General features: G+C 65.5%; 22 protein-coding genes. 9 read left to right on the top strand and 13 right to left on the bottom strand.

From position 1 onward, the window contains the following. Positions 1 to 268: 268 nt before the first annotated feature. The 4 genes from E3C22_RS19235 to sppA form a co-directional block, all read right to left on the bottom strand. The gene (locus E3C22_RS19235) at positions 269 to 736 is read right to left on the bottom strand and encodes an Hsp20 family protein (RefSeq protein WP_134763494.1); all 468 of its coding nucleotides are present in this window, start codon (positions 734 to 736) and stop codon (positions 269 to 271) included. 621 nt (positions 737 to 1,357) lie between these two features. Next, on the bottom strand, positions 1,358 to 1,735 hold the full coding sequence (locus E3C22_RS19240; RefSeq protein ID WP_167591831.1) for a LapA family protein: 378 nt from the start codon (positions 1,733 to 1,735) through the stop codon (positions 1,358 to 1,360). Positions 1,736 to 1,950: 215 nt separating this feature from the next. Then, the gene (locus E3C22_RS19245) at positions 1,951 to 2,232 is read right to left on the bottom strand and encodes an integration host factor subunit beta (RefSeq protein ID WP_134763496.1); all 282 of its coding nucleotides are present in this window, start codon (positions 2,230 to 2,232) and stop codon (positions 1,951 to 1,953) included. Between the two features lie 99 nt (positions 2,233 to 2,331). Continuing rightward, entirely contained in the window at positions 2,332 to 3,315 is a 984-nt protein-coding gene (gene sppA / locus E3C22_RS19250) for a signal peptide peptidase SppA (protein ID WP_134763497.1), read from the bottom strand. 407 nt (positions 3,316 to 3,722) lie between these two features. Between sppA and lptC the strand changes: the two genes are divergently transcribed. The 6 genes from lptC (at position 3,723) to ptsN (ending at position 8,970) form a co-directional block, all read left to right on the top strand. Further along, entirely contained in the window at positions 3,723 to 4,427 is a 705-nt protein-coding gene (gene lptC, locus E3C22_RS19255; protein WP_134763498.1) for an LPS export ABC transporter periplasmic protein LptC, read from the top strand. 6 nt (positions 4,428 to 4,433) lie between these two features. Continuing rightward, positions 4,434 to 5,057: an LptA/OstA family protein gene (locus E3C22_RS19260; RefSeq protein WP_134763499.1), complete on the top strand. Its 624-nt coding sequence runs from the start codon at positions 4,434 to 4,436 to the stop codon at positions 5,055 to 5,057. A 12-nt stretch (positions 5,058 to 5,069) separates the two neighbouring features. Continuing rightward, positions 5,070 to 5,843, top strand: coding sequence for an LPS export ABC transporter ATP-binding protein (lptB, locus tag E3C22_RS19265; protein WP_134763500.1), 774 nt, complete (start codon positions 5,070 to 5,072; stop codon positions 5,841 to 5,843). Between the two features lie 194 nt (positions 5,844 to 6,037). Further along, a complete protein-coding gene (rpoN, locus tag E3C22_RS19270) occupies positions 6,038 to 7,510 on the top strand; it encodes an RNA polymerase factor sigma-54 (protein ID WP_134763501.1) in 1,473 nt (490 codons plus the stop codon). A 365-nt stretch (positions 7,511 to 7,875) separates the two neighbouring features. Continuing rightward, positions 7,876 to 8,445: a ribosome hibernation-promoting factor, HPF/YfiA family gene (gene hpf, locus E3C22_RS19275; protein ID WP_134763502.1), complete on the top strand. Its 570-nt coding sequence runs from the start codon at positions 7,876 to 7,878 to the stop codon at positions 8,443 to 8,445. 60 nt (positions 8,446 to 8,505) lie between these two features. Continuing rightward, positions 8,506 to 8,970 carry a PTS IIA-like nitrogen regulatory protein PtsN gene (gene ptsN, locus E3C22_RS19280; protein WP_134763503.1) on the top strand — a complete coding sequence of 155 codons (465 nt, stop codon included), beginning with the start codon at positions 8,506 to 8,508 and terminating at the stop codon, positions 8,968 to 8,970. Between the two features lie 42 nt (positions 8,971 to 9,012). On the opposite strand, the gene E3C22_RS19285 is transcribed toward ptsN, so the two are convergent. From E3C22_RS19285 to E3C22_RS19310, 5 genes are all read right to left on the bottom strand, one after another. Then, entirely contained in the window at positions 9,013 to 9,777 is a 765-nt protein-coding gene (locus tag E3C22_RS19285; protein ID WP_134763504.1) for an FkbM family methyltransferase, read from the bottom strand. After that, on the bottom strand, positions 9,774 to 11,711 hold the full coding sequence (gene mdoH / locus E3C22_RS19290) for a glucans biosynthesis glucosyltransferase MdoH (RefSeq protein ID WP_134763505.1): 1,938 nt from the start codon (positions 11,709 to 11,711) through the stop codon (positions 9,774 to 9,776). Before mdoH ends, E3C22_RS19285 begins: the two co-directional genes overlap by 4 nt. Before the next feature lie 129 nt (positions 11,712 to 11,840). Continuing rightward, positions 11,841 to 13,643 (bottom strand): CRTAC1 family protein, encoded by a 1,803-nt coding sequence (locus tag E3C22_RS19295; RefSeq protein ID WP_245515076.1) that lies wholly within the window; start codon positions 13,641 to 13,643, stop codon positions 11,841 to 11,843. A 547-nt stretch (positions 13,644 to 14,190) separates the two neighbouring features. Then, entirely contained in the window at positions 14,191 to 15,615 is a 1,425-nt protein-coding gene (locus E3C22_RS19305) for a di-heme oxidoredictase family protein (RefSeq protein ID WP_245515077.1), read from the bottom strand. After that, positions 15,612 to 16,853 carry an ROK family transcriptional regulator gene (locus E3C22_RS19310; RefSeq protein ID WP_245515078.1) on the bottom strand — a complete coding sequence of 414 codons (1,242 nt, stop codon included), beginning with the start codon at positions 16,851 to 16,853 and terminating at the stop codon, positions 15,612 to 15,614. The genes E3C22_RS19305 and E3C22_RS19310 overlap by 4 nt, the downstream gene beginning before the upstream one ends. Positions 16,854 to 17,068: 215 nt before the next feature. On the opposite strand from E3C22_RS19310, the gene xylF reads away from it, so the two are divergent. Beyond that, the gene (gene xylF / locus E3C22_RS19315) at positions 17,069 to 18,079 is read left to right on the top strand and encodes a D-xylose ABC transporter substrate-binding protein (RefSeq protein ID WP_425364996.1); all 1,011 of its coding nucleotides are present in this window, start codon (positions 17,069 to 17,071) and stop codon (positions 18,077 to 18,079) included. Positions 18,080 to 18,114: 35 nt separating this feature from the next. Here xylF and E3C22_RS19320 read toward each other — a convergent pair whose 3' ends face one another. Further along, the gene (locus tag E3C22_RS19320) at positions 18,115 to 18,378 is read right to left on the bottom strand and encodes a hypothetical protein (protein ID WP_167591832.1); all 264 of its coding nucleotides are present in this window, start codon (positions 18,376 to 18,378) and stop codon (positions 18,115 to 18,117) included. Between E3C22_RS19320 and E3C22_RS19325 the strand changes: the two genes are divergently transcribed. Continuing rightward, on the top strand, positions 18,299 to 19,618 hold the full coding sequence (locus tag E3C22_RS19325) for a sugar ABC transporter permease (protein WP_425364993.1): 1,320 nt from the start codon (positions 18,299 to 18,301) through the stop codon (positions 19,616 to 19,618). The genes E3C22_RS19320 and E3C22_RS19325 overlap by 80 nt on opposite strands. A gap of 83 nt (positions 19,619 to 19,701) precedes the next feature. Then, positions 19,702 to 20,454 (top strand): ATP-binding cassette domain-containing protein, encoded by a 753-nt coding sequence (locus E3C22_RS19330; protein WP_134763645.1) that lies wholly within the window; start codon positions 19,702 to 19,704, stop codon positions 20,452 to 20,454. A 238-nt stretch (positions 20,455 to 20,692) separates the two neighbouring features. Here E3C22_RS19330 and gltX read toward each other — a convergent pair whose 3' ends face one another. The 3 genes from gltX to E3C22_RS19345 all read right to left on the bottom strand — a co-directional run bounded on the left by gltX (position 20,693) and on the right by E3C22_RS19345 (position 25,765). Then, positions 20,693 to 22,072, bottom strand: coding sequence for a glutamate--tRNA ligase (gene gltX, locus E3C22_RS19335; protein ID WP_134763509.1), 1,380 nt, complete (start codon positions 22,070 to 22,072; stop codon positions 20,693 to 20,695). Between the two features lie 784 nt (positions 22,073 to 22,856). After that, the gene (locus E3C22_RS19340) at positions 22,857 to 24,149 is read right to left on the bottom strand and encodes an MFS transporter (protein WP_134763510.1); all 1,293 of its coding nucleotides are present in this window, start codon (positions 24,147 to 24,149) and stop codon (positions 22,857 to 22,859) included. A 134-nt stretch (positions 24,150 to 24,283) separates the two neighbouring features. Beyond that, the gene (locus tag E3C22_RS19345) at positions 24,284 to 25,765 is read right to left on the bottom strand and encodes a hypothetical protein (protein WP_134763511.1); all 1,482 of its coding nucleotides are present in this window, start codon (positions 25,763 to 25,765) and stop codon (positions 24,284 to 24,286) included. Between the last annotated feature and the right edge of the window lie 646 nt (positions 25,766 to 26,411).

Below are 26,411 nucleotides of genomic sequence, written 5' to 3' on the forward strand. Positions count from 1 at the left end.
GTTCCCGACTGCGTCAGTCCGAAAAATCGCAATCGATTTCCGGAGAGCGCGATAAGTCGATGGGGTGAGTGACAGCGTCATCTCCAGCGCCCCGGGCAGACGCACCGCGCTCAGCGGAGAAATGCCGGCGAGACCCCGGATACAGATCGCAGGACCATCACGACCACCGATCGGGACCGCACAGGAAAACGCCCCCGGGAATGGACCCGGAGGCGTCGACGGTTCATCTCGGCAGCCGCCTCAGGCGGCTTGCAATGTGCGTGCCTCGTCAGGCGGCCGCAGCCTCGATCTGCTTCTCGTTGCCGTTGCCGGCAGCGGTGGCGATCTCGATCTTGCGGGGCTTCATCGCCTCGGGAATGACGCGCACGAGATCGATGTGGAGCAGGCCGTTCTTGAGGCTCGCGCCCTTCACCTCGACATGTTCGGCAAGCTGGAAGCGGCGCTCGAAGGCGCGCCCGGCAATGCCGCGATAGAGGGTCTCGGTGGAGCCGTCCTCCTTCTCGACTTTCTCGCCCTTGACGGTCAGCGTGTTCTCACGCGACTCGATCGAGAGCTCGGTTTCGTCGAAGCCGGCCACCGCCATGGTGACGCGATAGGCGTTCTCGCCGGTGCGCTCGATGTTGTAGGGCGGATAGGTCTGGCCGTTGTCCGGCTGGGACAGCCCGTCGAGCATCGAGACGAGCCTGTCGAAACCGACGGTGGAACGATAGAGGGGGGCAAAGTCGACGTGACGCATGATGTTCTCCATTTGAGCAACAAGTTTCGTCCTTGACCGATCAAGCAACCCGACTGGCGTTGCTTCGGTCTAGCGGCCCTTTCCAGCGGCCGCCCTCCTGATCTGGGAGCCCCTGTTCGGCGCTTCAAGAGTGCCTCAAGGGTCCCCAAGCAAAAATTTTTGGGTTGCTGGGACGGACTGGCGTGGCAACTGGCGCTGCGGCTCGCGCGAGCTGTGCCGACCACTCGCCAGCTGCCGCGCCCGGGCCCGCCACTGCCGATTTACCAGTTCTGCCCGCGGTCGCCGGTCGCCGAGAAGGTGACCATCGGACGGCAAAATAGTCTGAACGACAGATGAATGGCGGCTTCCGGCCGCGTTCAGGAGACCTTTGGCAGGATGTGCGTCATGGAGCAGATCGGGTCCCGGCGATCCAGAAGCCGCCTCGTTCGCTCCGCCGCCCGTCTTCGATGTTGCGTTCGGCGGTTTCGAAACGGTCGCAGTGTCCCGTCCCTTCCACTGTGGCCGCTGGACCGGGAGTTCTGAGACGGGGCTCCCGGTCTCTTTTTTCAAAGAGATCTTGTCGGTGCGACGCGTCTGCGCACATGGACGGCCGCGCCGGTGCGCCGGGCCCTTCGACGCGCGTCAGGCTGCCCGCGCCACCGGTGCGAGCGCCCGCGATCCTTCACCCGCGGCCGTCGCCGCCCGATCCTCTTCCAGCATCCGGATGCGCTCGTCCTGCTTGGCCATCTCGCGCTCCAGGCGCTCGATCTCGTGCTTGCGCTTGTAGGACGCGCGGCGATGGTGCGCCTGGGTCAGGAAGGTCCCGATCCCGCCGAGAATGACGCCGGCGAGGACCGCGCACATCAGGAGGATCGACAGGGAGGCTTCGAAGCTCAGCTGCGGGATGCTGCCGAAGGGGTCGAGACTGACGGTGACGTCGCCGCGATTGACCACCATGAAGACGACCAGCACCACGGCGATCGGCAGGAGGATGAGGGCGGCGATGATTTTGGCGATCATGTCACTTCGTCCAGGCTCTTGGCGAGAAGCCCCGTCTGTCGCCCGGCGCGGAAGGCACCCCGGCGGCCGACGGAAAGGCGCCCTCGCCCGTTTCATCGATTCTCGCGTCGCGAGTTCGCATCAAGCCATAAGATGGCATGAGCGGGGGCCGCGTCAACGCGGCAGCGCGGTGGTTCGCCGGCACGACGCGTCAGCGCCTGCAACCCGTCGCGTGCCTACTTGCGATTGAGCCGCTCGCGCAGCTCCTTGCCGGCCTTGAAGAACGGCACCCACTTTTCCTCGACCGAGACGGCTTCGCCGGTCCGCGGGTTGCGGCCCGAGCGGGGCGGCCGGTTCTTCACCGAAAAGGCGCCGAAGCCACGCAGCTCGACCCGGTTCGAATCGGACAGCGCTTCGGTGATCTCGTCGAAGATGGCGTTGACGATCGTCTCGACGTCCCGCTGGTAGAGATGCGGGTTGCGGGTGGCGATGGCCTGGACGAGCTCGGACTTGATCATGTGCGGTATCCCTCATGCAAAACCGCCATGGGAAGCGGGTTCCAGATGTGGCCGACAGGGGCCTTTCCGTCGGCGAAACTCACAGCCATTTCCGAGGCTTCACTGAACACTTGTGCGGCTACTGAAAGGCTGCCAGAGCGATACGAGCCCGTCAAGCCGGCCGGTCTTCATCATCACGGCGGATTCGAGGTCTCCTGCCCGCGGATCGAGGCCGACGAAGGAGAAGGCGAGCGAGCGCGCCGAGGACAGGAAGGAGAAGGACGAATCGTCCTGCGGCTTGCGGTCGACGAACTCCAGCCCCTTGGGAATTTTCTTTTCCTTCTCCAGCCAGGCCCGCACCGTCTCCGGGCCGCCGATCTCGTCGACGAGCTTGAGGTCCAGCCCCTGGTGGCCGGTGAAGACCGAGCCGTCGGAAAGCCGCCGCGCTTCCTCGACCGAGATGTTCCGCCGCTCGGCGACGAGGCCGACGAACCAGTCATAGGTGTCCATCACCAGGCGCCGGATCATGTCCTCGGCGCCGGCCGGCGGTGGGCCGAAGGGCGACGGCTCGGCCTTCAGCGGCGACGACTTGATGGCGTTGACCTGCACTCCGACCGTATTGAGCAGCTTCTCGGCATTCACATACTGGAAGATCACGCCGATCGAGCCGACGATCGAATTGCGCCTGGCGACGATGTGGTCGGTGCCCGCGGCGATCATGTAGCCGGCCGAGGCCGCCAGCGTGCCGACCTCGGCGACCACCGGCTTCTTCTCGGCAAGGGCGCGCACCGCCTCATAGATCGATTCACCGCCCACCGTCGTGCCGCCCGGCGTGTCGATGCGCAGCACCACGGCCTTGACGTTGTCCTCGTCCTTCAGCTTGCCCAGAAGGTCGAGCAGCTTTTGGTTCTCGAGGATCATCCCCTCGATCGAAACCCTGGCGATCTGGTTCGACAGGCTCTCGCCGAAACTCTTCGGATAGCCGAGCAGCAGCGGCGTCGCGATCAGCGCCACGATGGCGATGACGACCGCGGCGATGCGCCAGAAGCTCAACCTGCGACGCAGTCGCCGTCGGTCGATCATCTCTGCGGCGACATTGACCATTGACCACTCCGCCCGACCGGGTCCGCCTCGCAGCACCCACCGCTCCGAGATCCCGCAATCGGCGGCGAAAAACCCCGATCGTCGATCGAAACGGTTTGTTCAATGCGGCCGGCGACCTTGATCGTTGCCCCTTCGCTCACGACATTGACGCGAAATCCTGAGATCGGCGCGCGGCCGATCCCTCAGCCGGAGCACTAGCGAAAAGAGCAGCGACTGTGAAGCCGAAACCGGTTTCTACCGGCAGGCGCTGTTCATTCACCACAGTCGCGGACCATATGCCGCGCGGGTACCGATCATTGTCGCAATAGACACACATTGATGGTACAAGGCGCCGCTTTGCACATGTTCGTATAGCTCGCATGACGGCCCGCAAATTCCGTCAGGGCCGGTTTGTATGAGAGGTTTCCTTGACATTCCAGACGGTTGACCTCGACCCGCGGCGACTGGGCGCCACGCATGACGTGGCGGCTTCGGCCGCCCGGCAGGCCGAGTTCGCCCGTGCCGCGCGGCACTCCCGTCTGGTGCGGGCGCTGAAGATCGGCCTGCCGATCCTCGCCGCCGTCATCATTGTCTGCGGTTTCGCGCTGATCTGGCTCGCCCGCAGCGTGACCGACAATGTTTCGGTGACGAGCGCCTCGATCGACGATGGCAGCGTGGTGATGCAGGATCCGCGCATGTCGGGCGTCGACAGCAAGAACCGGCCCTATCAGCTGATCGCCCAGCGGGCGGTGCAGTCCCTCGACGGCGGCGGCATCAGCCTCGACGCGATCCAGGCGAAGGTCTCGATCGGCGAGGACGCGACCGCCGATATCCTCGCCCCGGCCGGCTATTACGACGCGACCGCCGGCACGCTGCAGCTCACCAAGGGCATTTCCGTCGAGACGACCAACGGCGTTTCGGTCAAGCTCGCCGGCGCCGACATCAACCTCACGTCGGGGGTTCTCGACGGCAAGGGCCCTGTCCTGATCCGGTCGGGCACCCAGACGATCCAGGCACAGAGCCTCAAAGTCTCCGACAGCGGCCGCCTGCTGCAGTTCGGCGGCCGGGTGAAGATGCTGATCAATCCCGCCTCGCTGAAGAGCGAGACTTCCGCGTTCCAGTCGAAAGAGTGATCGAGCATGAGCTCACCTATGTTCCGCATCAAGGCCGCCTGCGCCGCCCTCCTCCTCATCTCCACCAGCGCGGCGGTGGCCCAGAGCAGCGGCTCGCGGCAGACCTTCACCGGCCTGCAGCTTCGTGGCGACCAGCCGATCACCATCGAATCGAACGAGCTCGACGTCGACGATCGCAACACCATCGCCACCTTCACCGGCAATGTCGCCGTCAAGCAGGGCGAGGTCCAGCTCAGCGCCGGCAAGCTGCTGGTCTACTACAAGCGCGACGGCAAGCAGTCGGATGGGTCGGCTGATGCGGCGAAGGCGCAGTCGGCCCCCGGCACGCTGCCCGGCGGCTCCAGCCAGATCGACCGGCTGGAGGCGACGAACAACGTCTATGTGAAGTCTTCCGACCAGGTCGCGACGGCCAACAACGCGACCTTCGACATGGCCAAAAAGCTCGTCACCCTGACCGGCAACGTCGTCCTCACCCAGGGCGAGAACGTCGCCGAGGGCTGCAGCCTGACGATCCGGATGGACACCGGCGTCGCCCGGCTGGAGAGCCAGAGCTGCGGCAAGGGCGGCGGCGGCGGCCGGGTCCGCCTGATGCTGACGCCCGGCCAGAGCGGCAGTGGCCAGACGCGCTAGAAAGGTTTCGGCGTGAATGTCCAATCGCATCCCGACGGTTCGGCGCCGAGCGCCAGCCGTCTCGAGGGAACGCTGGTCGCGCAGGGCCTGACCAAGACCTATCGCGGCCGGCGCGTCGTCGACGATGTCGGGCTCGTGGTGCGCCGCGGCGAGGCCGTCGGCCTGCTCGGGCCGAACGGTGCCGGCAAGACCACCTGCTTCTACATGATCACCGGTCTGGTGCCGGTCGACAGCGGCCGCATCGGCCTTGACGGCCACGACATCACCCGGGTGCCGATGTATCGCCGCGCCCGGCTCGGCATCGGCTATCTGCCGCAGGAGGCCTCGATCTTCCGCGGCCTCTCCGTCGAGGACAACATCCGCGCCGTGCTCGAGGTCGCCGAGGCTGACCGCAAGGCGCGGGAAAGCCAGCTCGACGAGCTCCTCGAGGAGTTCCACATCTCGCATCTGCGCAAGCAGCCCTCGACGTCGCTCTCGGGCGGCGAGAGACGGCGCTGCGAGATCGCCCGGGCGCTGGCCTCCAAGCCGACCTTCATGCTGCTCGACGAGCCCTTTGCCGGTGTCGATCCGATCGCCGTCGCCGACATCCAGGGGCTGGTGCGGCATCTGACGGCGCGCGGCATCGGCGTTCTCATCACCGACCACAATGTCCGCGAGACGCTCGGCCTCATCGACCGCGCCTATATCATGCATGCCGGCTCGGTCCTGACCCATGGCACGCCGCAGGCGATCGTCGACAATCAGGACGTGCGCCGGCTCTATCTCGGCGACCAGTTCAGCTTTTGAGCTCATCGCGGTCGCCCGCGTGCACCATAGGTCACTTCCGCGATTGACAACCCCTCGCATGAACCGCTTTGATGACGGCGTGCGGGTTGGGGGGAGTGTCGCACGGACCTTGGCCCGACCCGCCGCATCGTCGCCGCGTGACATTGGCATGACGCCGCGTCGCGCCCGATTCACAGCGAGTCCGATCGGCGTAAATGGCCCTTTCCGCAAAGTTGCAAATAAGACAGTCCCAGTCGCTGGTGATGACGCCCCAGCTGCTTCAGTCGATCCGACTGCTGCAATACAGCAACACGGAACTCCAGGCCTTCGTCGACACCCAGATGGAACGCAACCCGTTGCTCGCGCAGGGTGCGTCCGGCGGCGACGACCTGCGGCCGACGGCCGCCTCGCCCGAGCCGCGCGATGCGTCCGGCCAGGCGGCGCCGGCCATTTCCGCGGGCAATCAGGAGAGCGGATCCGGCAGCGCTGCGACGGCCCCGCGGCCGGTCGGAACCCTGTCGCGTCGCGGCACTGCCCGCGGTCCCTCCGGCGAAGGCGATTTCAGCATCGAGGATGTCGCCGACCGGCGCGTCTCGCTGCAGGGCCACGCATTGAAGGAGGTGGCCGACATTCTCGGCGACGGCGCCGCGAGACAGATCGGCGAGGCTCTCGTCGAGCATCTCGACGAAAGCGGCTATCTGCGCATGTCGGCCGAAGAGATCGCCGCCTCCCTCGCGCTCTGCCCCGACGACGTCGAGAGCGCCCTCACGCAGCTGCAGGAGGAGGTGACGCCCGCCGGCCTCTTTGCCCGCGACCTTGCCGAATGTCTCGCCATCCAGCTGAAGCGGCAGAACCGCTTCGACCCGGTGATCGAGACCGTCCTTCTCAATCTCGACCTTCTCGCCCGGCGTGACTTTTCCGCCCTGCGTCGGCTCACCGGCGAGGACGAGCCGGGACTGATGGAGATTTTCGCCGAGATCCGCGGCCTCGATCCGAAGCCCGGCCATGCCTTCGATCACGACGGCTCCGAGGCCATCGTCCCCGACGTCTTCGTCAGCGAGGCGTCCGACGGGGGCTGGCAGGTGGAGCTCAATCCGGATGCCCTGCCCCGGGTCATCGTCGACAACACCTATCTCGCCGCGGTGCGCGGCGGCGCCCCCTTGAGCGAGGCCGACATCGCCTTTCTCGGCGAGTGCCAGCAGTCGGCCAACTGGCTGGTGCGCTCGCTCGACCAGCGCGCCAAGACCATCCTCAAGGTTGCGACCGAGATCGTTCGCCGCCAGGACGGCTTCCTGACCAGGGGCGTCGGCGGCCTGCGGCCGATGACGCTGATGTCCGTCGCCGAGGCGATCGGCATGCATGAATCGACGGTCAGCCGGGTGACTTCGACGAAATACATCGCGACGCCCCGCGGCACCTTCGAGATGCGCTTCTTCTTCACCGTGGCGATCGCCTCGGCGGACGGCGGCGACGCCCATTCGGCCGAAAGCGTCAAATTGCGCATCAAGATCCTCATCGATGCCGAGAGCGCCGGCAACGTGATGTCCGACGACGACATCGCCGCGGTGCTGAAGAAGGAGGGAATCGATCTCGCCCGCCGCACCGTGGCGAAATATCGCGAGTCCCTCGGCATTCCCTCCTCGATCCAGCGCAGGCGGGAAATGAATGCCCGCCAGCTTGCCTGCTGAGGCCCTCGCCCCGCTTGAAAATTTTGGCTCGCCGCCGCGGGATCGGAGCGGCCTGCGGCATTGCGGGCCGTCCGGCTCCATTGCGAAGCGCCCGCCGACGTCTAGTTTCTCCAAAGGATTGGCCGCGTTGACAGGAGCAAAGGACGTTCCTAGAAGGCGCCACCTTGCGGGGTTCCGGTCGTCATGGCGGCCGGCCGAGAGAATGGTGCATTGCGGCCTTCCGGCCGCACCGGCCCGATGCGGCGCGATCGGGGATCGGTGCGGGAAGTGTCCGGGCCTCTGGCCCGGGTGACGCGGCGCTACGAGGATTGGAGCGGCAGGGCGGCGATCGTCGCCGGACGCTTCGAGACGATGGGAGAATGGGAATGGGCTTGCGCGTTTCGGGAAAGCACATGGATGTGGGCGAGGCGTTTCGCGTCCGCATCGAGGAGCGCCTCGGCGAAGCGGTCGACAAATATTTCGACGGAAACTTCTCCGGGACGGTGGTCGTCTCGCGGGAGGGCAGCCGCTATGCCACCGACTGCACCGTCCATCTCGATACCGGCGTCGTCTTCCAGGCGGCCGGCGAGGCGCATGATCCCGAAGCAAGTTTCGGCGACGCGGCAGAGCGCATCGAAAAGCGGCTGCGCCGCTACAAACGCCGCCTGAAGGATCACCAGAACAACAGCCATCGCGAGATGGCCTATTCGGTGATGGCGGCGATCCCGGAGGAGGCCGAGGAGATCCCGGCCGACTTCGCCCCCGCGATCATCGCCGAGACCACGCTGAAGGTCGGCACCCATTCGGTTGCCGGCGCGGTGATGGAACTCGACCGGCAGGACAGCCCTTTCGTGTTGTTCCGCAACGCCAATTCCGGCGACCTCAACATCGTCTTTCGGCGCGCCGACGGTAATTACGGCTGGGTCGACCCGTCGAACTACTCGCGGGAATCGTAACGGCGCGATAATCTGTGCCGGGTAAGGATGACGTGCCCGAAATGAGAAGGCAGGCCTTCGATGGATGTCGATACCCTGATTGACCCCGGTGCGATCCTGCCCGATCTCAGGGCGAATTCGAAAAAGCAGGTGTTGCAGGAGATGGCCGCCAGGGCCGCCGAGATCACCGGCATTTCGGAGCGCGAGATTTTCGAGACGATCCTCGGCCGCGAGAAGCTCGGCTCGACGGGCGTCGGCAACGGCATCGCCATCCCGCATGGCAAGCTCGCCGAGCTCGATCACATCGTCGGGCTGTTCGCGCGGCTGAGCCGGCCGGTGGATTTCGACGCCCTCGACGATCAGCCTGTTGACATCGTCTTCCTGCTCCTGGCACCGCAGGGCTCCGGCGCCGACCACCTCAAGGCGCTCTCCAAGGTGGCGCGGCTGTTGCGCAACCGCGGCATCGTCGACGAGATCCGCGATACCCGCGACGGCAACACCATCTATGCGCTGATGACCAACGCCATGGCCCAGAACGCCGCCTGAGCGGCGCCAGACGCGATGTGACCAGCCTCTCGGACCGTCGCCTCAGCCGGTTCGCCAGCAGTAGACGTCGCCGGAATTGAATTCTTCCGGCAGGTCGCGCAGATAGGCGGCGATCGTCTGGATTGGCTGCCTCTCGCCGAATACCCAGTCATGGCTTTCGCCGAGCGAGACGTCGAAGTCCGAGTAACCCAGCCGCCGGACCTCGTCGAGGGCGCGTAGTGCCGGCGCGCGGTCCATCGTCACGAATTCGAAGGACAGCGCTGTCGGCGCATTGTCCGGCGACAGTCCGGCCAGCACCTCGTCCTCGAAGCCCTCGACGTCGATCTTGACGAAGTCCGGCCGGCCGAAGCGCGCGGCAAGATCGTCGAGCGTGGTGCAATCGACCTCGACCGCCGCGTCCCAGGCCTGGCCTTCCCACCCCTTCGCTCCGGCCCCGGCTGCGGCGACGAAGCCCGCCGATGCCGTCGCGACCGTCGGGTTGGCGGTGTTCAGCCGGAGCGTCAGCCGGCCCTTCATCCGGCCGACGGCACTCCCGACGACTTTCACCTTCCGCGCCCCTGCGAACTGCCAGGCGAGCAGCCTGGCGAGCCGGGGCTGTGCCTCGACCGCCACCACCCTCGCGCCGCACGCCGCAAAGGCCGCCGTGCGGTCGCCGACATGGGCACCAATGTCGAAGACGAGATCGCCGGGGCGGGCAAGCTCGCCGCAGAAGCGCGAGAGGCTTTTGCGATGCTCGCGGTCGAGTCGGTAGACGACAAGGCTTCGGGCGATGCCCCGCCAGGCATCGAGGCTCGTGGCAATTCTCACGCCCGCTCGCCCTCGGCGTCTTCACCTGCCAGCGCCGGACCCGTCGCGCCGCTTCGGCCGACAGGTCGGCGCCAGCGCCTTGCCGCGGCGGGCACCACGGCGCGCAGCACCGGCGGCATCACCGTCTCCTCGGGGATCGCGAAGAGCCCGAGCCGGGCTGTCAGCCGGCCGAAGACCGGCGCCGCCGTCGCCACCGTGAAGGGCACCGCAAGGACGAGACCGGCAAGGAACGGCAAGGCGAGGACGACGGCCGAGAGGCTGGCGCCGAAGGCGAGAGCAGCAGTGAGGCCAAGACCGAGCAGCGTCTGCGGCATCAGCGCGGCGATCGCCGTCGTCCATGGCACGCCGAGGCGATCGCGGTTCTGGCCGTTCCACAGCACCGTCTGGCCGAAACAGAGGCCGACGAGGAACACCGAGACATAGACGGCGACGATCGGCGCCATCAGCATCGAGGCGAGAAGCTCGATGAGAGCCGAGGCGAGGAAGCGCGGCGCTCCGCCATAGGCCCTCACGGCGCCGGGGGTGAGAAGCACGTCGAGGACGCCGGCGATCTTCGGTGCGACCGACATGGCAAAGAGGGTGACGAAGAGGCCCATGCCGAGCACCAGCATGGAGGCGTCGTAGCCGCCGACGAGCGCCTTGGCGGTCGCGGCGATCGTCATCGCGATCCAGGCGAGCGGCGCGACATACATCAGGATCGCCTGGAGGATCTGGAACCGGCTGACAGGCTTCAGCCCGGGCGCGAAGAGGAAGCGGAAATACTGCATGTTGCCCTGGCACCAGCGCAGGTCCCGCTTCTGGAATTCGAGCAGCGTCGGCGGGTTGGTCTCGTAGCTGCGGGTCTCGACCGGGATCACCCGCACCTCGTAGTCCGCCCGGCGCATGAACACCGCCTCGAGCTGGTCGTGGGAGAGGACGTGGCCGCCGAGCGGCGCCCTGCCGGGCAGCACCGGAAGCTCGCAGGCCGCGACGAAGGGCCGGGTGCGGATCAGCGCGTTGTGCCCCCAGTAAGGACCGCAATCGGCGCTCCACCAGGCCGAGCCCATGGTGAAGGAGCGCATGCCGTGGCGCATGCCGAACTGGAACAGCCGGGCAAAGCCGCTTTCCGCCGGCATGCCGACGACCAGGCTCTGGAGGATGCCGATCTGAGGATTGGCCTCCATCGCCTCGACCATCCGCACGATCATCCGGCCGCCCATGACGCTGTCGGAATCGAGCGGCAGGAAGAAGTCCGATTCGCCCGGCCAGGAGAGCAGATGGTCGCGAAGATTGCCGGCCTTGAAGCCGGCATTGTCGGTGCGCCGGCGATAGACCGGCTGCTCGGTCTGGGGCCGGCCCTCGTAAAGATGGGCGAAGCGGTTAAATTCCAGCCGCTCGGCGGCGGCGACCATCGGGTCGGAGGTGTCGGAGAGGATCGCGAAGCGGAAATGCCGGGCCTTGCCGGTCGATTCGAGGCTGCGGCGCATGGCCTCCAGCCGCGCGAAGATCGGCTCGGGCGCCTCGTTGCGCAGGAAGAGCAGAAGGTCGGTGCGGCTCGCAAGCGGCGTGTCGTCCGCACTCTCGCCGCCGGAACGGTCGCCCGGAACGGCGAAATAGGGATGGACGGAGGCTTCCGGCCTGCCGAAATGGATGACGCAAAGGCCGATCACCGCGTTCCAGAAGCCGAGCACCGTCCATGGCGTCGCCAGCAGGAAACCTGAGAAGATCACCGCATCGAGCAGGCCGATGCCGTCGCTGCCGAGGAGCAGGAACAGTGCCGTGCCGAGCCCGGCGATGGTGCCGAGATTGAGGGCAAGGACGATGATCCTGCGGAGCCCGATCGAAAGCCCCGCCTGCCGGCGCGTCTGCCTCGGGCGGACTCGGCTGGCCGGGATCGGCCGATCGGCATCAGGCGCCCGATAGGGGGTGATCGGGTCGGATGGGGGGCCGAACATCGATGGGTCTCCGCGGTCTGAAACTGTTTCGCAACATAGATGCAAGCATTCGGCATGCACCGTCTCTTGCTACACGTTCCAGATCACATCCTAAGTGATCATCATCACAGCCGCATGAGCGACTTATGTCTAGCGGCGCGCCGGAGCAATCGCGCTGCCCGCCCGCCCGTCCTGCCCCTGCAGAGTGTCGGATTGCGCCGTCGTCTCCGCGGTGGGCGGCTCCGGCCGGTCGGCATCGGGATACCAGTAGCGGGCGGCATCGGCGCCGCGGTCGATCAGCACGAAGTTGTCGGCAAACACCCGGTAGGGATGGCTCCACTCGCCATCCGGCCACTGCACCCGGATTTCCGCCCGCTCAGCGGTGCCGAGGCCGACATGGACGAAGCCCGCCGTTCCCGAGGCATGGCCGCCGCCGACCTGGATCGTCCGGTTCAGCGTCTTGGCGCCGATCTTCACCGCCAGCCTGGCGCCGATGGCGTCGCGATTGCCGTCTTTCTGCGAAAGCTTCACCTCGACGAAATTGCCGAGCGGCCGTTCGCCGAAATCCGCCCTGCCGCCGAGATTGCGAAAGAGGCTGGCCTTCTGGCCGCGATTGACGACGAGGAGATCCATCGCGCCGTCGAGATTGAAATCGGCGATCAGCGCGCCGCGCCCCTTGGTGGGGAGCGCGATGCCGGCTTCCTCGCCGACCTCGGTGAAGCGACCGTCGAAGCCGCCCATCAGGAGATTGTCCGGGTCGTAGGCGGCGAAATCCGGCATCGCCTCGACATTGCCCTTGGCGATGAAGAGATCGAGCTGGGTATCGTTGTTGAAGTCGGCAAAGCCGGCATGCCAGCCGGTCGAGGGCTTTCCGGCATCGTGGACGTAAGGGCGATGGGCGGTCGCGCCGCGCTGATAGGCCTCGTCGCGATAGGTCGGGGAATCCTCGAATTCGCGGTCGAGGAACTGCAGCTTGGTGTCGCCCATCGAGGTCAGCGCGTAGTCGGGATAGCCGTCATTGTCGACGTCGCCCTCGGCGATCCCCATGCCCCAGATCGACAGGTGCTGCCAGCCGTCGGCCTTTCGATAGGGCCGCGGCGCCCGGCCGGGCTCGACGCGCCACAGCTGTTCCTCGCCGCCGCGATAATACTGCCGATCGTTGGTGATCCTCAAGGATGGCTCGCCCGAGTGGTCCCAGTCGGTGAACAGCATCGACAGGGCACAATAGCCGGGCGACAGGGCGAAGGGCTCGGAATAGTCGGGCGCTTGCGCACCGCCCGGCTTGCCGGTCGGAGCGCCCGCTCCCTGCATTGCCGCGGCGGGGTCTGCCCGCCCATCGCGCTCGTCCGATGACTTCGGCCGGATCAGCACGTTGTCGGCACAGGTGCCCCAGGGCGAGCCCGGCGCGGCGCGGTCCACATAGTTGCCGAAGGCAAGCGTCGGATAGCGGTTGCCCGGCTCGAAGATCGCCGAAAAGGCCGTCGTCCAGGCCCGGCCGCCGTCGAAGGCCCAGGAAAAATTCGCCTTTTCGAAGCGGCATTCGGCAAGACCCTTGAGCAGGATGTTGCCGCCGACGCGCAACAGCACGAGGTCCTGGCGGCCATCCTGGTCGATGTCGATCGGATAGGCGCCGGTGACATCTTCGAGGTCCTTCGGATCGAGATCCTGCGGCACCGTTTCGAAGGCGAGGCGTCCGCCGGCCTGCGAACGGTTGACGTAGACCGTGCCCTCGCCCTTGCCGCCGGCCAGAAACACATCCGGAAAGCGGTCGTCGTTGCAGTCGAAGGCCGCCCCGCCACCGCCGACGAAAAACTCCCACGGCCCGCCGTAAGTGTGGTCGATGCCCGCCGCTGCGGCCTCTTCGTGGAGGACCGGAACGTCGCCGGCGAAGGGCTTTGCCGCAGGTTCGGCGGCGAAAGCGGGACGCGGGATCGCCGCGGCGGCGATCGCCAAGAATGCCCAGCTCGCGATGGAGTGTGCCTTGCCCCCCTGGCATTCGCGACCTCGGCGATTGGCCGTCACGCTCCTCCAGTCGTCATCCTCGGGCTTGTCCCGAGGATCTACCTTCGCTTGCGACTTGCGATCCTTTTCCCGTATCGCGCCATCTGCAGCGGTTCGGAGCGTCAATGGCAGTAGATCCTCGGGACAAGCTCGAGGATGACGGCGCCTTGTCGCCTGCGCCCAAACTTCCACCGACGGTGATATCGTCGGAGAGACCGCCTCCATTCGGGTGGACAAAAACGGCGAACACCAGGTCCGACCGGCGCCCGTCGCGCCCCCCTCTGCCCTGCCGGGCATCTCCCCCTCGAGGGGGGAGATCGACCCTGCGCCGACGCCTCGGCCCATCATCGACGACTGAAGAAAGCGCAAGCGATGAAGGAAGGGCGCTGAGACCCAAAGCTGCCGATCTCCCCCCTTGAGGGGGAGATGCCCGGCAGGGCAGAGGGGGTCTGCCGCGCCCGCAGATCCAGGCGCGCACGAAATCTCAGGTCCATCCCCCTCACTCCCCCACCTTCAGCGTCTTCAGCCAGGCGATCAGCGCCGAGCGGTCGGCATCGGGCAGCGCGGCATAGGCGCGGCCGGCCTTCTCACCCTCGGCGCCATGGGCGCGGATCACCTCGTCCAGCGTGGTGATGTCGCCGCGATGGCCGTAGGGCGCGGTGTCGGCAAGGCCCCAGAGCTCGGCGGTCATGAAGACGTCGCGCTCGACGAAGCGCTGCGCGAGCGTCTCGTTGCCGAGAAGCGGCGTACGGCTGTCGGCGATGCGGTGGCGCTTCAGGTCGCCGAACAGCGGCACCATCACCTCGCCCTCGTCGTTGCGCGGCAGGCGCCTCGCCCATTCGAGGCTGGCAAGGTCGTAGCTTGCCGGGGCTTCGACGTCCCCTGCTCTCAGCGTCCCGGCCATGTCGACCGGGCCGGGATCTTCGAAGGAAAGGCTCTTCAAGGGCAGCGCCGGCCTGTGGCAGCTGTCGCAGCCGATCTCGGCAAAGACATCTCGGCCACGGGCTGCCGCCTCGGCCCAGCCCTCGTCCTCGGGCGCTTCGATCACCGGCGGCGGCAGGGTCGCCTGGAAGGCGACCAGCGCCGAGATCTCGCCGGCGCCGAGTTCGTCGCCATGGCCGTCGCCGTCGAAATCGACAGCCCCGGTCCAGCGGGCGCCCCAGCGCTCGTCGGCTTCCATGCCGTGATGCTGGTTCATGGCGTTGACGGTGAACTGCCGGAGCGACGTCATCACCCCTTTCTGGCTGAATGGCCGCACGACGAGGTCGTCGTCGACACCGGCAAGCTCGGAAAGGTCGACCGAGCCGTCCGGAAAGGCGGTGATCCGGCCGAAATCGACGCCCTTCGAGGACAGGGCAAAGCGGACCGGCTCATGCCTGTCCCGCGCCTGGCGCAGCGCCTCGCGCCGGCCGGCCGCGAGATCGGCGCTCATCTCGCGGGCAAGCAGCTCGACCAGCCCGGCGCCGAAGAGATGGGTGGTGCCGCGCTCGTTGGAAAACTGCGCGTCGAGCGTGTCGAAATTGGCGCTCTCGAAACCTTCCGAGACGAAGGCATTGGCAATGAAGCCGCCGGCACCGCCGGCCACCGGCTCGTTGTGGCAGGAGGAGCAGGCATTGGCGTCCGGCCCGGCGAGCCGCTGGAAGGCGAACTCGGCCGGGCGCCGCGGCGCGGTCGGCACGATCGCCTGGGTGGCGTTCGGCCGGCCCGCCCCGTCGAGCACGGTGAAGCGCGCCTCGAAAAGATCGCGGCCCTTCATTGCCAAGGCCTCCAGCCCCTCACCGGCGATCCTGCCGGAGACCGGTTCGATGCGCTCCTTGATTGCCTTCTCGCTCCAGGCGGGTTCCTCGGCCCTCGCCCCGGTTCCCCACAAACCGGCCGTGGCGAACGCCGCCATCAGCAGTATGTCGCGCCTTGCCGTCATCATGCCGCCTCCGTCGCTTCCGCCGCCGATCGCGCAAATTCTCCGTCGAGCGCAGCCAGCGCATAGGCCGTGCCCGCATCGAAGACGAGGGCGTCGGTGTCTTCCTGGATGACCAGCGGCGCGTCGGCGCCGAGCCCGTCGACCGAGCTTTCGGTGATGCCCTTTCGGATCGCCGGCTCCAGAAGGTCGATCGCCCGCGCCCCCGAACCGGTCAGGACGATCGGCAGCGGATCGATCATGGTGAAGACCCGTCCGAGGCCGTAGCCGATGGCGTTGCCGGCCGCCTCGAAGGCCGCCCGCGCCGGCTCATCGCCCTGCCGCGCCGCCGCGGCGAGCTGAAGCATCGCGTCGTCCGGAATGCGGTGGGCCGGGATCTCGTCGCTGCCGGTGGCGCTGCGCCAGATGGCGTAGTCGCTGGCATAGGCCTCGACGCAGCCGCGATTGCCGCATCGGCAGAGCGCGCCATGGGGGATGTGGTTGATATGGCCGAACTCGACGGCCGAGGAATGCTTGCCCTGGAAGGTCGCACCGCTGATCCTGAGGCCCATGCCGACGCCGAAGCCGACGAACAGTGTGGCGAAGTCGAGGCCGATGAAATCCGGCCGCCAGCGAAACGCCTCGGGCATCAGCGAGCAGTCGTTGAGGACGCTGACATCGGCTGAGAGCCGCTCCGACAGCGGGCCGGCGATCTCGATGTTCCAGTGCTTGAGGGCCGGCGACCAGACGATGCCGGAAAGGTCGCTGTGGGTCTTGCCCTGCACCGCTACCACGACCTTGTCGAGCCTGCCGCCCGACGGATGTCCCCGGCCATCGGCAGATTGGCCGATCAGCTCCTCGGCAAGTTCCGCCAGCAGCGCGACGAGCCTCTCGCCGCTCCGCCCGGAGATGTCGACCTCGCGGCGGGCCTCGGCGAGCGGCGCGCCCGAATAGTCGCTGATCCGGCCGGTGATCTCGCCGACGGCGAGTTTCAGCGCCGCGACCCGCGCCGCGCCGCCGCGCAGCGCCAGGCTCTTGCCCGGCCGGCCGCGGCGGGTCGAGCGATCGTCCTCCTCTTCGACCTCCTGCAGCAGGCCGGAGCGCAGCAGCGTGCCGCAGATCGCCGAGGCGGCGGAAACCGACAGGCCAGTCGCCTCGCTGACCGCCTTGCGGGTCGTCACGCCGACACGTCTCAGATGATCGAGCACCGCCAGCCGATTGTGCGCACGCACCATGTCGGCGTCGGTCTTCGCCAGACTGCTCAAAGCCAATCTCCTCCCCTCCGCCTGGCGCTCTTCTCGGCGTCTCGGCGGCTCTGATCGAACACGTTGACATGGATCGCAATTGCTGTCACCATTTTTTCCGAGGCTTGGAAAAAGTCTCGGCCGGCGCCACGTCGCCGGGCTCCGTGACGCAAGGGCGCCAGGGGCGCCAGGGGAGGAAATTCATGAAAACGTTGAAGTTCGCGCTTGCCGGCGCGATGTTCTCGATGGCTGCCATGGGCAGCGGTGCGGCCGTTGCACAGGACATCACGGTCGGCGTGTCCTGGTCGAATTTCCAGGAAGAGCGCTGGAAGACCGACGAGGCCGCCATCAAGAAGGCGCTCGAGGCCGCCGGCGCCAAATACATTTCGGCCGACGCCCAGTCCTCGGCCGCCAAGCAGCTGACCGACGTCGAGTCGCTGATCACGCAAGGGGCCACCGCCCTGATCATCCTCGCGCAGGATTCCGCCGCCATCGGCCCGGCCGTCCAGACGGCCGCCAACAACGGCATCCCGGTGGTCGGCTACGACCGTCTCATCGAGGATCCGAACGCCTTCTACATCACCTTCGACAACAAGGAAGTCGGGCGCATGCAGGCCCGCGCGGTGCAGGAAGCCCAGCCCGAGGGCAACTATGCCTTCATCAAGGGCTCGTCGTCCGATCCCAATGCCGACTTCCTGTTCTCCGGCCAGATGGAAGTCCTCAAGGAGGCGATCGATTCCGGCAAGATCAAAAATGTCGGCGAGGCCTATACGGACGGCTGGCTTCCGGCCAACGCCCAGAAGAACATGGAACAGATCCTGACGGCCAACAACAACAAGGTCGATGCGGTGGTCGCCTCCAACGACGGCACCGCCGGCGGCGCCATCGCGGCGCTCGAGGCGCAGGGTCTGGCGGGTTCCGTACCGGTTTCCGGCCAGGATGCCGACCACGCGGCGCTCAACCGCATCGCCCTCGGCACCCAGACCGTCTCGGTGTGGAAGGACTCCCGCGAGCTCGGCAAGCGGGCGGCCGAGATCGCCCTGGAACTCGCCGGCGGCAAGACGATGAGCGAAGTCACCGGCGCCGAGGAATGGGACAGCCCGGCCGGCAAGAAGCTCGAGTCGATCTTCCTCAAGCCGGTTCCGATCACCAAGGACAATCTCGACGTCGTCATCGACGCCGGCTGGATCTCCAAGGAAGAGGTCTGCCAGGGCGTCAAGCCCGGCTCGGTCGCCGTCTGCGGCTGAAGCTGACAGTCCTCTGAAAACGATGGCCGCGGCGCTTAGCTGCGGCCATTTTTCGACACGGTGCTCTCGACCGACGGGAGCAACTGGGCCATCCTGCCAAGAAAACGTGCAGAAGCGCCGGAACGAGCCGGATACACGGCTTCAACGAAAACAACACCGCGCGACAGCCAGCCCCCGGCCAGAGGGCCGTTCAGCTGCCGTTGCGCAAGGGAGGCGGCATTGAGCGAGGCGACCTCGAACACGTCCGTTCCGGGCGCCAGTCCGACGATCAGGTCGGGCGGCGGCCTGAAGGGCTTCATGCGAGCGACCGAGATCGACACACGCATGCTCGGCATGATCGGCGCGCTGCTGGTCATCTGGGTCGGCTTTCACATCCTGTCCGGCGGCACCTTCCTGACGCCGCGCAATCTCTGGAACCTCTCGGTCCAGACCGCCTCCGTCGGCGTCATGGCGACGGGCATGGTGCTGGTCATCGTCACCCGCAACATCGACCTCTCCGTCGGCTCGATCCTCGGCGTCACCGGCATGATCATGGCCGTCGCCCAGACCCAGTATCTGACGCCGATGCTCGGCTATGACTCCGGCCTCGTCTGGATCGCCACGCTGATCGTCGGCCTGCTCTGCGGCCTCGTCATCGGCGGCCTGCAGGGCTTCATCATCGCCTATCTCGGCGTTCCGGCCTTCATCGTCACCCTCGGCGGCCTCCTGGTCTGGCGCGGCGGCGCCTGGTGGGTCGCCTCCGGCCGGACGATCCCGCTCACCGACGACAACTTCAAGCTTCTCGGCGGCGGCTCGGACGGCTCGATCGGCGCCACTTGGAGCTGGATCCTCGCGGCCCTCGCAGTGGTCTTCATCGTCTTCGGCGCCTTTGCCGCCCGCCGCCAGCGCAAGCGCTTCGCCTTCGCCGTCAAGCCGATGTGGGCGGAAGCGGTGACCGTCGGCATTTCGGTGATCGCCGTCATCGTCGCGACGATGATCGTCAATTCCTACCTTCTGCCAGGCCCGCTTGCCCGGCGCTATGCCGACGCCAATGGCATCGCGGTTCCCGAAGGCGGCCTTCAGATCAGCTTCGGCTATGCCGTGCCGGTGCTCCTGTTCATCGGCGTCGGCATCGTCATGACCTTCATCGCCAGGCGCACGCGCTTCGGCCGCTACGTCTTTGCCATCGGCGGCAATCCGGAAGCCGCTGATCTCGCCGGCATCAACACCAAGCGGGTGACGCTGATGGTGTTCGCGCTGATGGGAATGCTCGCCGCCGTCGCCGCGGCGATCTCGACGGCGCGTCTCTCCTCGGCGACCAACGCGCAGGGAACGCTCGACGAGCTCTACACCATCGCCGCGGCGGTGATCGGCGGCACCTCGCTCGCCGGCGGCGCCGGCACGATCGCCGGCGCGATGCTCGGCGCCCTCGTCATGCAGAGCCTGCAGTCCGGCATGGTGCTTCTCGGCATGGACACCCCGCTGCAGAACATCGTCGTCGGCGCCGTCCTTGTCGTCGCCGTCTGGCTCGACACCATCTATCGCAGGAGGGCCGCATGAGCACCACGATGGAGGAAATCCGGGACCACGGCCCGGGCCATCACCACGACAGCGTCGATCGCACCGGCGCGCCGCTCGTCGCGATGGAGGACATCTCGATCGCCTTTGGCGGCATCCACGCCGTCGACCACGCCTCGATCGACCTTTATCCCGGCGAAGTCGTCGCGCTGCTCGGCCACAATGGCGCCGGCAAGTCGACGCTGATCAAGATCCTGTCCGGCGCCTACAAGCGCGATTCCGGCGAGATCTACGTGCGGGGCGAAAAGGCCTCGATCGGCAATCCCCGCGACGCCAAGGCCTACGGGATCGAGACGATCTACCAGACCCTGGCGCTGGCGGATAATGTCGACGCCGCCGCCAACCTCTTCCTCGGCCGCGAGATCATGACCGCCTGGGGCACCCTCGACGACGGCGCGATGGAGGCCGAGGCCCGCAAGGTCATGGGCCGGCTGAACCCGAACTTCCGCCGCTTCAAGGAGCCGGTGAAGGCGCTTTCCGGCGGCCAGCGCCAGTCGGTGGCGATCGCGAGAGCGATTCTCTTCAACGCCAAGATCCTGATCATGGACGAGCCGACGGCCGCCCTCGGGCCGCAGGAGACCGCCCAGGTCGCCGACCTGATCAAAGAGCTGAAGAAGGAAGACATCGGCATCTTCCTCATCAGCCACGACATCCACGACGTCTTCGACCTGTCGGACCGGGTGGTGGTGATGAAGAACGGCCAGGTGGTCGGCTCGGCCAAGACCGAGGACGTCACCAAGGACGAGGTGCTCGGCATGATCATCCTCGGCAAGTGCCCTGCCGGCGCGACGCCGGGACCGGGTGCAATGAAGGAATAGGCGGGGTTCCTGGTCGAAAGGCGCAACCCGCGCCCTCATCCTGAGGTGCGAGCCCGATCTGTGATCGGGCGAGCCTCGAAGGGCGAGAGCGCGGGGCAGACGGACCGCCATCTTACAATCGCGGACATCGAGGCCAGGCCCCCTCACCCTTCGAGGCTCCCCTCGCTTTGCTCGGCTCGCACCTTAGGATGAGGGGTCGTTGGCGTCTTATTCGTCCAATGACCCTGCCTGCCCGTCCTCAGCCGGCCTTGAGCCGCTCCACCAGCCGCTCGCGCCCGATCAGCGGCAGCAGCGGCCCGAGTTCCGGCCCGTGCTCCAGCCCGGTGATCGCCCGGCGCAGCGGCAGAAACAGCGCCTTGCCCTTGGCGCCGGTTTCAGCCTTGATCGCGCCGGTCCAGGCCTTGAAGGTCTCCGGCCCCGGCTCGCCCTCGGGCAAAAGCCGCAGCGCCGCCGCCCGGAACTCGCGCTCCGCCTCGTCCTCCGGCGCCGGCACCCTGATCTCGCCGAACACGATCTTTGCCCAGGCTTTCGCCTCCGGCACCTTGTCGCAATTGGCCCTGACCGCCTGCCAGAAGGCGTCGCCCTCGCGCTCGCTGACGCCCATCGCCGCCAGCCGGTCGCGCACCGCCTCGTAGGGCATCTGATGGACGATCTCGCGGTTCAGCCGGTCGAGCTCGGCCGGATCGAACTTCGAGGCCGAATGGGAGATCGCCGAAAAATCCAGCCGCGCGGCGAGCGCTTCCAGATCGGCCATCGGCTCGATCGCGCCGGACATGCCGACGAGGACGGCGAGCGAGGCGACAGCCATCGGCTCGTAGCCGTCCCCGCGCAACGTCTCCAGCGCCAGCGCACCGGAGCGCTTCGACAGCCCCTCGCCGCCCACCGTGGTCAGAAGATTGTGGTGGCCGAAGCGCGGCACCCTTGCGCCCAGTGCCTCGAAGATCGCCGCCTGCACCGCCGTGTTGGTGACGTGGTCGTCGCCGCGGATGACATGGGTGACGCCCATCTCGGCATCGTCGACCACTGAGGGCAGCGTGTAGAGATAGCTGCCGTCCGCGCGGATCAGCACCGGGTCCGACAGCGAGGCGAGATCGATCACCGTCTCGCCGCGGATGAGGTCATCAAAGGCAAGGTCGGTGCGCTGCGGCGAAAACGGCTCGGTCCGGAAATTCGGCAAGAGGAAGCGCCAGTGGGGCCGGCGACCCTCGGCCTCCAGCTCCGCCCGCTCTCCTTTCGAGAGCTTCAGCGCCTCGCGGCCATAGACCGGCGGCAGGCCGCGCGCGGCGAGCCGCTTCCTCTTGCGGTCGAGCTCGTCCGGCGTCTCGTAGCAGGGATAAAGCAGCCCGGCGCTCTTCAGCTTCTCCGCCGCCGCGTCATAGAGCGCGATCCGCTCCGACTGCCGGGCGGTGCGATGCGGTCGAATGCCGATCCAGGCGAGGTCCCGCTCAATGAGATCGGCATATTCCCGGCGCGAGCGCTCGCGATCGGTGTCGTCGAAGCGCAGGACGAAGGTCCCGTTCTCCCTGGCGGCGAACAGCCAGTTGAACAGTGCGGTGCGCAGATTGCCGATATGGAGCCGACCGGTCGGCGACGGCGCGAAGCGGAGGATGGCGGTCATGCGAGCGGCCTACACGAAAGCGTGGCGGGCCGGAAGGCCGGGCCGCCCTCCCTCATACGCGGCGTCATCCTAGGCCCATCAGGCCGCCATCCTCGGCCCTTGAGGCCGTCATCCCCGGCCCTTCAGGTCGTCATCCTCGGCCTTGTGCCGAGGATCTACTGCCATCGAAGCGACAGATCGGCGGAGGAGAGGTGCATCCCGAGACACGGTTCTGGATCGGCACCCTCAGTAGATCCTCGGCACGGAGGCCGAGGATGACGACGCGTCTGCGTCGCCGACTACGTCCTTCATCGCGCCCATCGAAGGCGGATAGCAGACCATGTGGCAGATGAGGGCGCCGCCCTCTTCCGCGTCGTCGTTCTCGGGCCCCGTCCCGAGAACCCAGGGGCGGCAACCACGGCCGTCGGATGACACGCACCTCGTGACACCGGCGACGAGAAGCGCCCGACAATTCCTGGATTATGGGCATGGAGAATGACGAAGCGTTGGTGGCGGCACCCGCCGCCTGCCAGCCCCCGATCGAGCGGAGACCGCATCGACGATCGACCGCCCACTGCCCGGCCTCGGGGCCAGCGCCATCAGCGCCCCCAACGCCGTCATCCTTGGCCCTTCAAGCCGCCATCCTCGGCCCTTGAGGCCGTCATCCTCGGCCTTGTGCCGGGGATCTGCTGCCATCGAAGCGACAGATCGGTGGAGGAAGGGTGCATCCCGAGACACAGTTCTGGACCGGGACCCTCAGTGGATCCTCGGCACGGAGGCCGAGGATGACGTGGCGGCGGCACCCTCACCGCTCGTGCGGCTGAGGATCCACCCGGTCGATGCCGCGCTCGGCAAGGGCGCCGGCCACTGACGCGCTGGCGGCATGCGCGCTCTCGACTTTGCGTTGGCGCATCGCCACGACCGCCATCACCAGCGAGATCGCCACGCAATAGAGCCCCATCACGCCGATCTGCAGCGGATAGTCCACCTGCCGGTCGATCAGGACGCCGGTCACCCCCGGCCCGAGCGCCGAGGCGAGCACCATCAGCGCCACCGTCACCGAGCGCACAGACCCCAGATGCTTGGTCCCGTAGAGCTCCGGCCAGAGCGCGCCCAGAAGCGTCGAGGAAAAACCGTTGGAGATGCCGAGGAAGACCATGAAGACGAAGATCGTCACTTCTGCCGAGAACAGCCAGACGACGAAGCAGGCGAGGGACATCGGGATCAGGAAGAACGGCAACAGCCGCACTGCCGAGAACCGGTCGACCAGCGAGCCGCAGAGGAGCGCGAAGACCACCGTCGTCGCAGACATCACCGCGAAGCCCGAGGCGAAGACCTCGATCGGCCAGCCGCGCAACTCGGTGAGATAGACCTGGTGGAAGAACAGCGTCGTGCCGATGAAGGGCGGCGCCAGAACCGCCGAGGCGACCAGCCAGAAGGTCGGCGAGGCGACCACCTCGCGCATCGTCCAGTCGCGCACCGCCGGCCGCTCGCGCATCTTCGGTTCCGACTGCGGGTCGCGATCCTTCGCCGTCGTCCAGGCGAGGGTCGGCAGCGCGATCACGACGAGAACCGCGCCGCAGGCGAGCCAGGTGCCGCGCCAGCCCAGACTCGCCGCCACCGCCACGAAGATCAGCGGAAACAGCCCGGTGCCGACATGAAAGCCGAGGGAGATCAGCGCCATCGCCCTGCCCCGGTTGGCGGCGAACCAGCGGCCGGTCGCCGTCATCGCCGTCTCGGTCATCATCCCCTGGCCGAACAGCCGCAGCATGTAGAGCGAAAGGACGAGCAGCGGCAGGCTGGCGGCGAGCGACATCACTGCTGTCGCCAGCGCCAGGCAGAGGACGGTGACGGCCGCCACCTGCCAGGCCTTGAAGCGATCGAGCGTCCATCCAAGCGTCGGCAAGGTCGCCGCGCTCGCCAGCGTCGCCGCCATGTAGAGCAACCCGAAATCGCCGTTCGACAGGTCGAATTCCCGGCGGATGTCGCCGTTGGAGAGCGAGATGTAGAAGGTCTGCCCGAAGGACGAGAAGAAGCAGAGCAGGAACCCGCCGGAAAGCCAGCGGGCGTTCCGGCCCATGAAGGTGAGGAATTCCATAATACGTCCGGCAGAGCAAGTAGCTCCACTTCAAGTATTTAAATACTACCTTGGATTCTGCAGCGGCTTCCGCATTTTCAGGATCGTCGACGTTGCGGCGACGAGAAGCACCGACGCTAGAGAACCCTTCTTCGTCAGTCAGGTAGAGAGCTGCTAGCGTCCTCTAACGCCTCCAGTTCGAAGTATCGCCTCCAGCCCAACCTCAGGTTAAGGTCCGAGTAGGCTTCGGTAATCGACTTCTCCGAACCAGTAGCAAATTGCGTCGCCTCCATACAATATCGAATTCCCTCTCGGACCTCACGTTGAGTTTCACCAAAAGCGATTCTCATCAGCCCCCGCGTATCAACAACCGCCGCTTTCACTTCATCGAACTCATCGTCGTCGAACTCGGACAACACACATTCGACCTCGGCTCGTATCGCGCGCCGCGCTTCAGGATGTTGCGTTGGCACATGATACTCCTTCTCCACCAGAAACGACATCCGATTGAACTTGATCTTTTTTCTAGTTTTGTCCGATATGCTCGCAAATTCGCGATCGTCGAGTAGTCGCTCCGAGATGTCTACTGCCCTGTCGATGTCGCCAAGAACGTAGAACATCAGCGGTACCGCGATTATCTCGCCTTCGTCCTCCAAACGATTTCCAGAACGCAAGACTTCAGAGGAAGCGGTTAGCCATGCTTCCGCCTGAACATAGAACCACATTCCGAGATCGTTGCCCCATTTTCTCGTTCGCATCGTTGCGATCTTACCGGCAAGGATCCATGAGTACCTAACTAGTGAAGAGTCTCTACAGCATTGTGCTATTTCGGTTATTGCTTCTTGCAAGCTGACACTGTTAGCGTCTTCATTTTCAAGCGCTATCCGCAACTCCTCGATCCTGGAGTCAATAGCCTGAATGCGTTCAGGTACGATATCGCCCCTAAATTGCGGCCCGTAGCTGAGCATTCTGGTAAAAATTTCATCCCTAGCGGCCTGGCGTGTCGCTTCTTCAACATTCCAGCTCGCTTGGATCATGTTGCGGATGATACGGCTCTGCTCTTCAAGACTTTGTATCGACTGAGCAATATTTTCCATCATTGAAGAAAGACGAGGATCAAGCAAGCCAAGGGGCTTATAGGTGAGATCATGCATCTTCGCAGACCAAGCGTCATGCAGCATGGTCTTAAACTGGATTTCACATTGTATCGGATTGCCGGCAATTAGCTTTGTAGACACGACGTGCGTTGCGTAGTAACCTCGCTTATTGAAGTGCTCTTCCGGCTTTGTAGTACTGACCCCTATTGAGTTAAGGGCGGCTGATATGGATTGCACACCTTTGCGCATGTGATCGGAATAATAGAATACGACGGTGAGTCCAACAATATCTGTGAGTTCGAATATATGGTTAGGGGTAACATTCTTCCCGGCGCGGCGCACCTTTTCGACAATCTTATGCGTTTCTTTAAAGAAAAACTTACCCGACGTTGAATCAGATCGAGTATATATATCACTTATGCGTCCAGAACCACCACCATTGCGGTAGCGGTCACACTCACGTCTCACTAAATCAACTAGCTCTCGATAACTTTCGCCAAAATTGGAGATGAATTTGTCCGCTACATTAAGATCGGCCATTCATTAATCCTGCGCGCTTCAGGAATTTTTGGGCTCAGTGAGCTGATTTCACGCATTAACTAATAACGCAAAAGGCGCTTATACGGAAGCGCCTTTTGCAACTTAATCGCGATGAAACGCCAATCTAAGAAGCGTCCGGAGAGGGCCCTTGCTCCAGAGCTATGTCTTAAAAATCGGGCGCTTAAAAATCGGGCGAGACATAACCAAGATTTGATCGATCATCATATTTTTCCTAATTGACGCTTCAACAATGAAGCAGCCCCCCTAAGGTTCCCCTGAACCTCGCCGACTCATAGCCGGGTCAACGATGGCACGCAATCGTTAACGAGCGCTTAGCCCGCCAACTCTCCCATGTTAGAATGGAAAGATGAGATGGAAAATGCAAGTCACGAAGATTCTTTCGCACAGCTTCAGGTTAGCGTTCATAACGAGAATGGGTATGTTGTATCGATTCCCATCCCCCAACACATCGTCCACGCCGCACGAGCGCTGCGTTACGACCCACACCGCTATTTCTCTGAAATTCCGAGTTGCCAACACGTACAGCTTGCCTTGCTGATCCAAAGCAGGGCTCGATCGCAGGGCATAGAGAATGCGCTCAAACTGATGGCTGCCTCCTACCTTGGTGAAAAACCGAAGCGGAGCC

Source organism: Jiella endophytica (assembly GCF_004519335.1).
Taxonomy (GTDB): Bacteria; Pseudomonadota; Alphaproteobacteria; order Rhizobiales; family Rhizobiaceae; genus Jiella; species Jiella endophytica.

What these genes read in the sequence shown, in the direction of transcription:
- E3C22_RS19340 (WP_134763510.1), bottom strand. Translation starts at nt 24,149, where the DNA reads ATGGAATTCCTCACCTTCATGGGCCGGAACGCCCGCTGGCTTTCCGGC.
- E3C22_RS19320 (WP_167591832.1), bottom strand. Translation starts at nt 18,378, where the DNA reads ATGAAGCCCTTCAGGCCGCCGCCCGACCTGATCGTCGGACTGGCGCCC.
- rpoN (WP_134763501.1), top strand. Translation starts at nt 6,038, where the DNA reads ATGGCCCTTTCCGCAAAGTTGCAAATAAGACAGTCCCAGTCGCTGGTG.
- E3C22_RS19305 (WP_245515077.1), bottom strand. Translation starts at nt 15,615, where the DNA reads ATGATGACGGCAAGGCGCGACATACTGCTGATGGCGGCGTTCGCCACG.
- E3C22_RS19260 (WP_134763499.1), top strand. Translation starts at nt 4,434, where the DNA reads ATGAGCTCACCTATGTTCCGCATCAAGGCCGCCTGCGCCGCCCTCCTC.
- gltX (WP_134763509.1), bottom strand. Translation starts at nt 22,072, where the DNA reads ATGACCGCCATCCTCCGCTTCGCGCCGTCGCCGACCGGTCGGCTCCAT.
- mdoH (WP_134763505.1), bottom strand. Translation starts at nt 11,711, where the DNA reads ATGTTCGGCCCCCCATCCGACCCGATCACCCCCTATCGGGCGCCTGAT.
- ptsN (WP_134763503.1), top strand. Translation starts at nt 8,506, where the DNA reads ATGGATGTCGATACCCTGATTGACCCCGGTGCGATCCTGCCCGATCTC.
- E3C22_RS19330 (WP_134763645.1), top strand. Translation starts at nt 19,702, where the DNA reads ATGGAGGACATCTCGATCGCCTTTGGCGGCATCCACGCCGTCGACCAC.
- sppA (WP_134763497.1), bottom strand. Translation starts at nt 3,315, where the DNA reads ATGGTCAATGTCGCCGCAGAGATGATCGACCGACGGCGACTGCGTCGC.
- hpf (WP_134763502.1), top strand. Translation starts at nt 7,876, where the DNA reads ATGGGCTTGCGCGTTTCGGGAAAGCACATGGATGTGGGCGAGGCGTTT.
- E3C22_RS19235 (WP_134763494.1), bottom strand. Translation starts at nt 736, where the DNA reads ATGCGTCACGTCGACTTTGCCCCCCTCTATCGTTCCACCGTCGGTTTC.
- xylF (WP_425364996.1), top strand. Translation starts at nt 17,069, where the DNA reads ATGTTCTCGATGGCTGCCATGGGCAGCGGTGCGGCCGTTGCACAGGAC.
- E3C22_RS19245 (WP_134763496.1), bottom strand. Translation starts at nt 2,232, where the DNA reads ATGATCAAGTCCGAGCTCGTCCAGGCCATCGCCACCCGCAACCCGCAT.
- E3C22_RS19345 (WP_134763511.1), bottom strand. Translation starts at nt 25,765, where the DNA reads ATGGCCGATCTTAATGTAGCGGACAAATTCATCTCCAATTTTGGCGAA.
- E3C22_RS19240 (WP_167591831.1), bottom strand. Translation starts at nt 1,735, where the DNA reads ATGATCGCCAAAATCATCGCCGCCCTCATCCTCCTGCCGATCGCCGTG.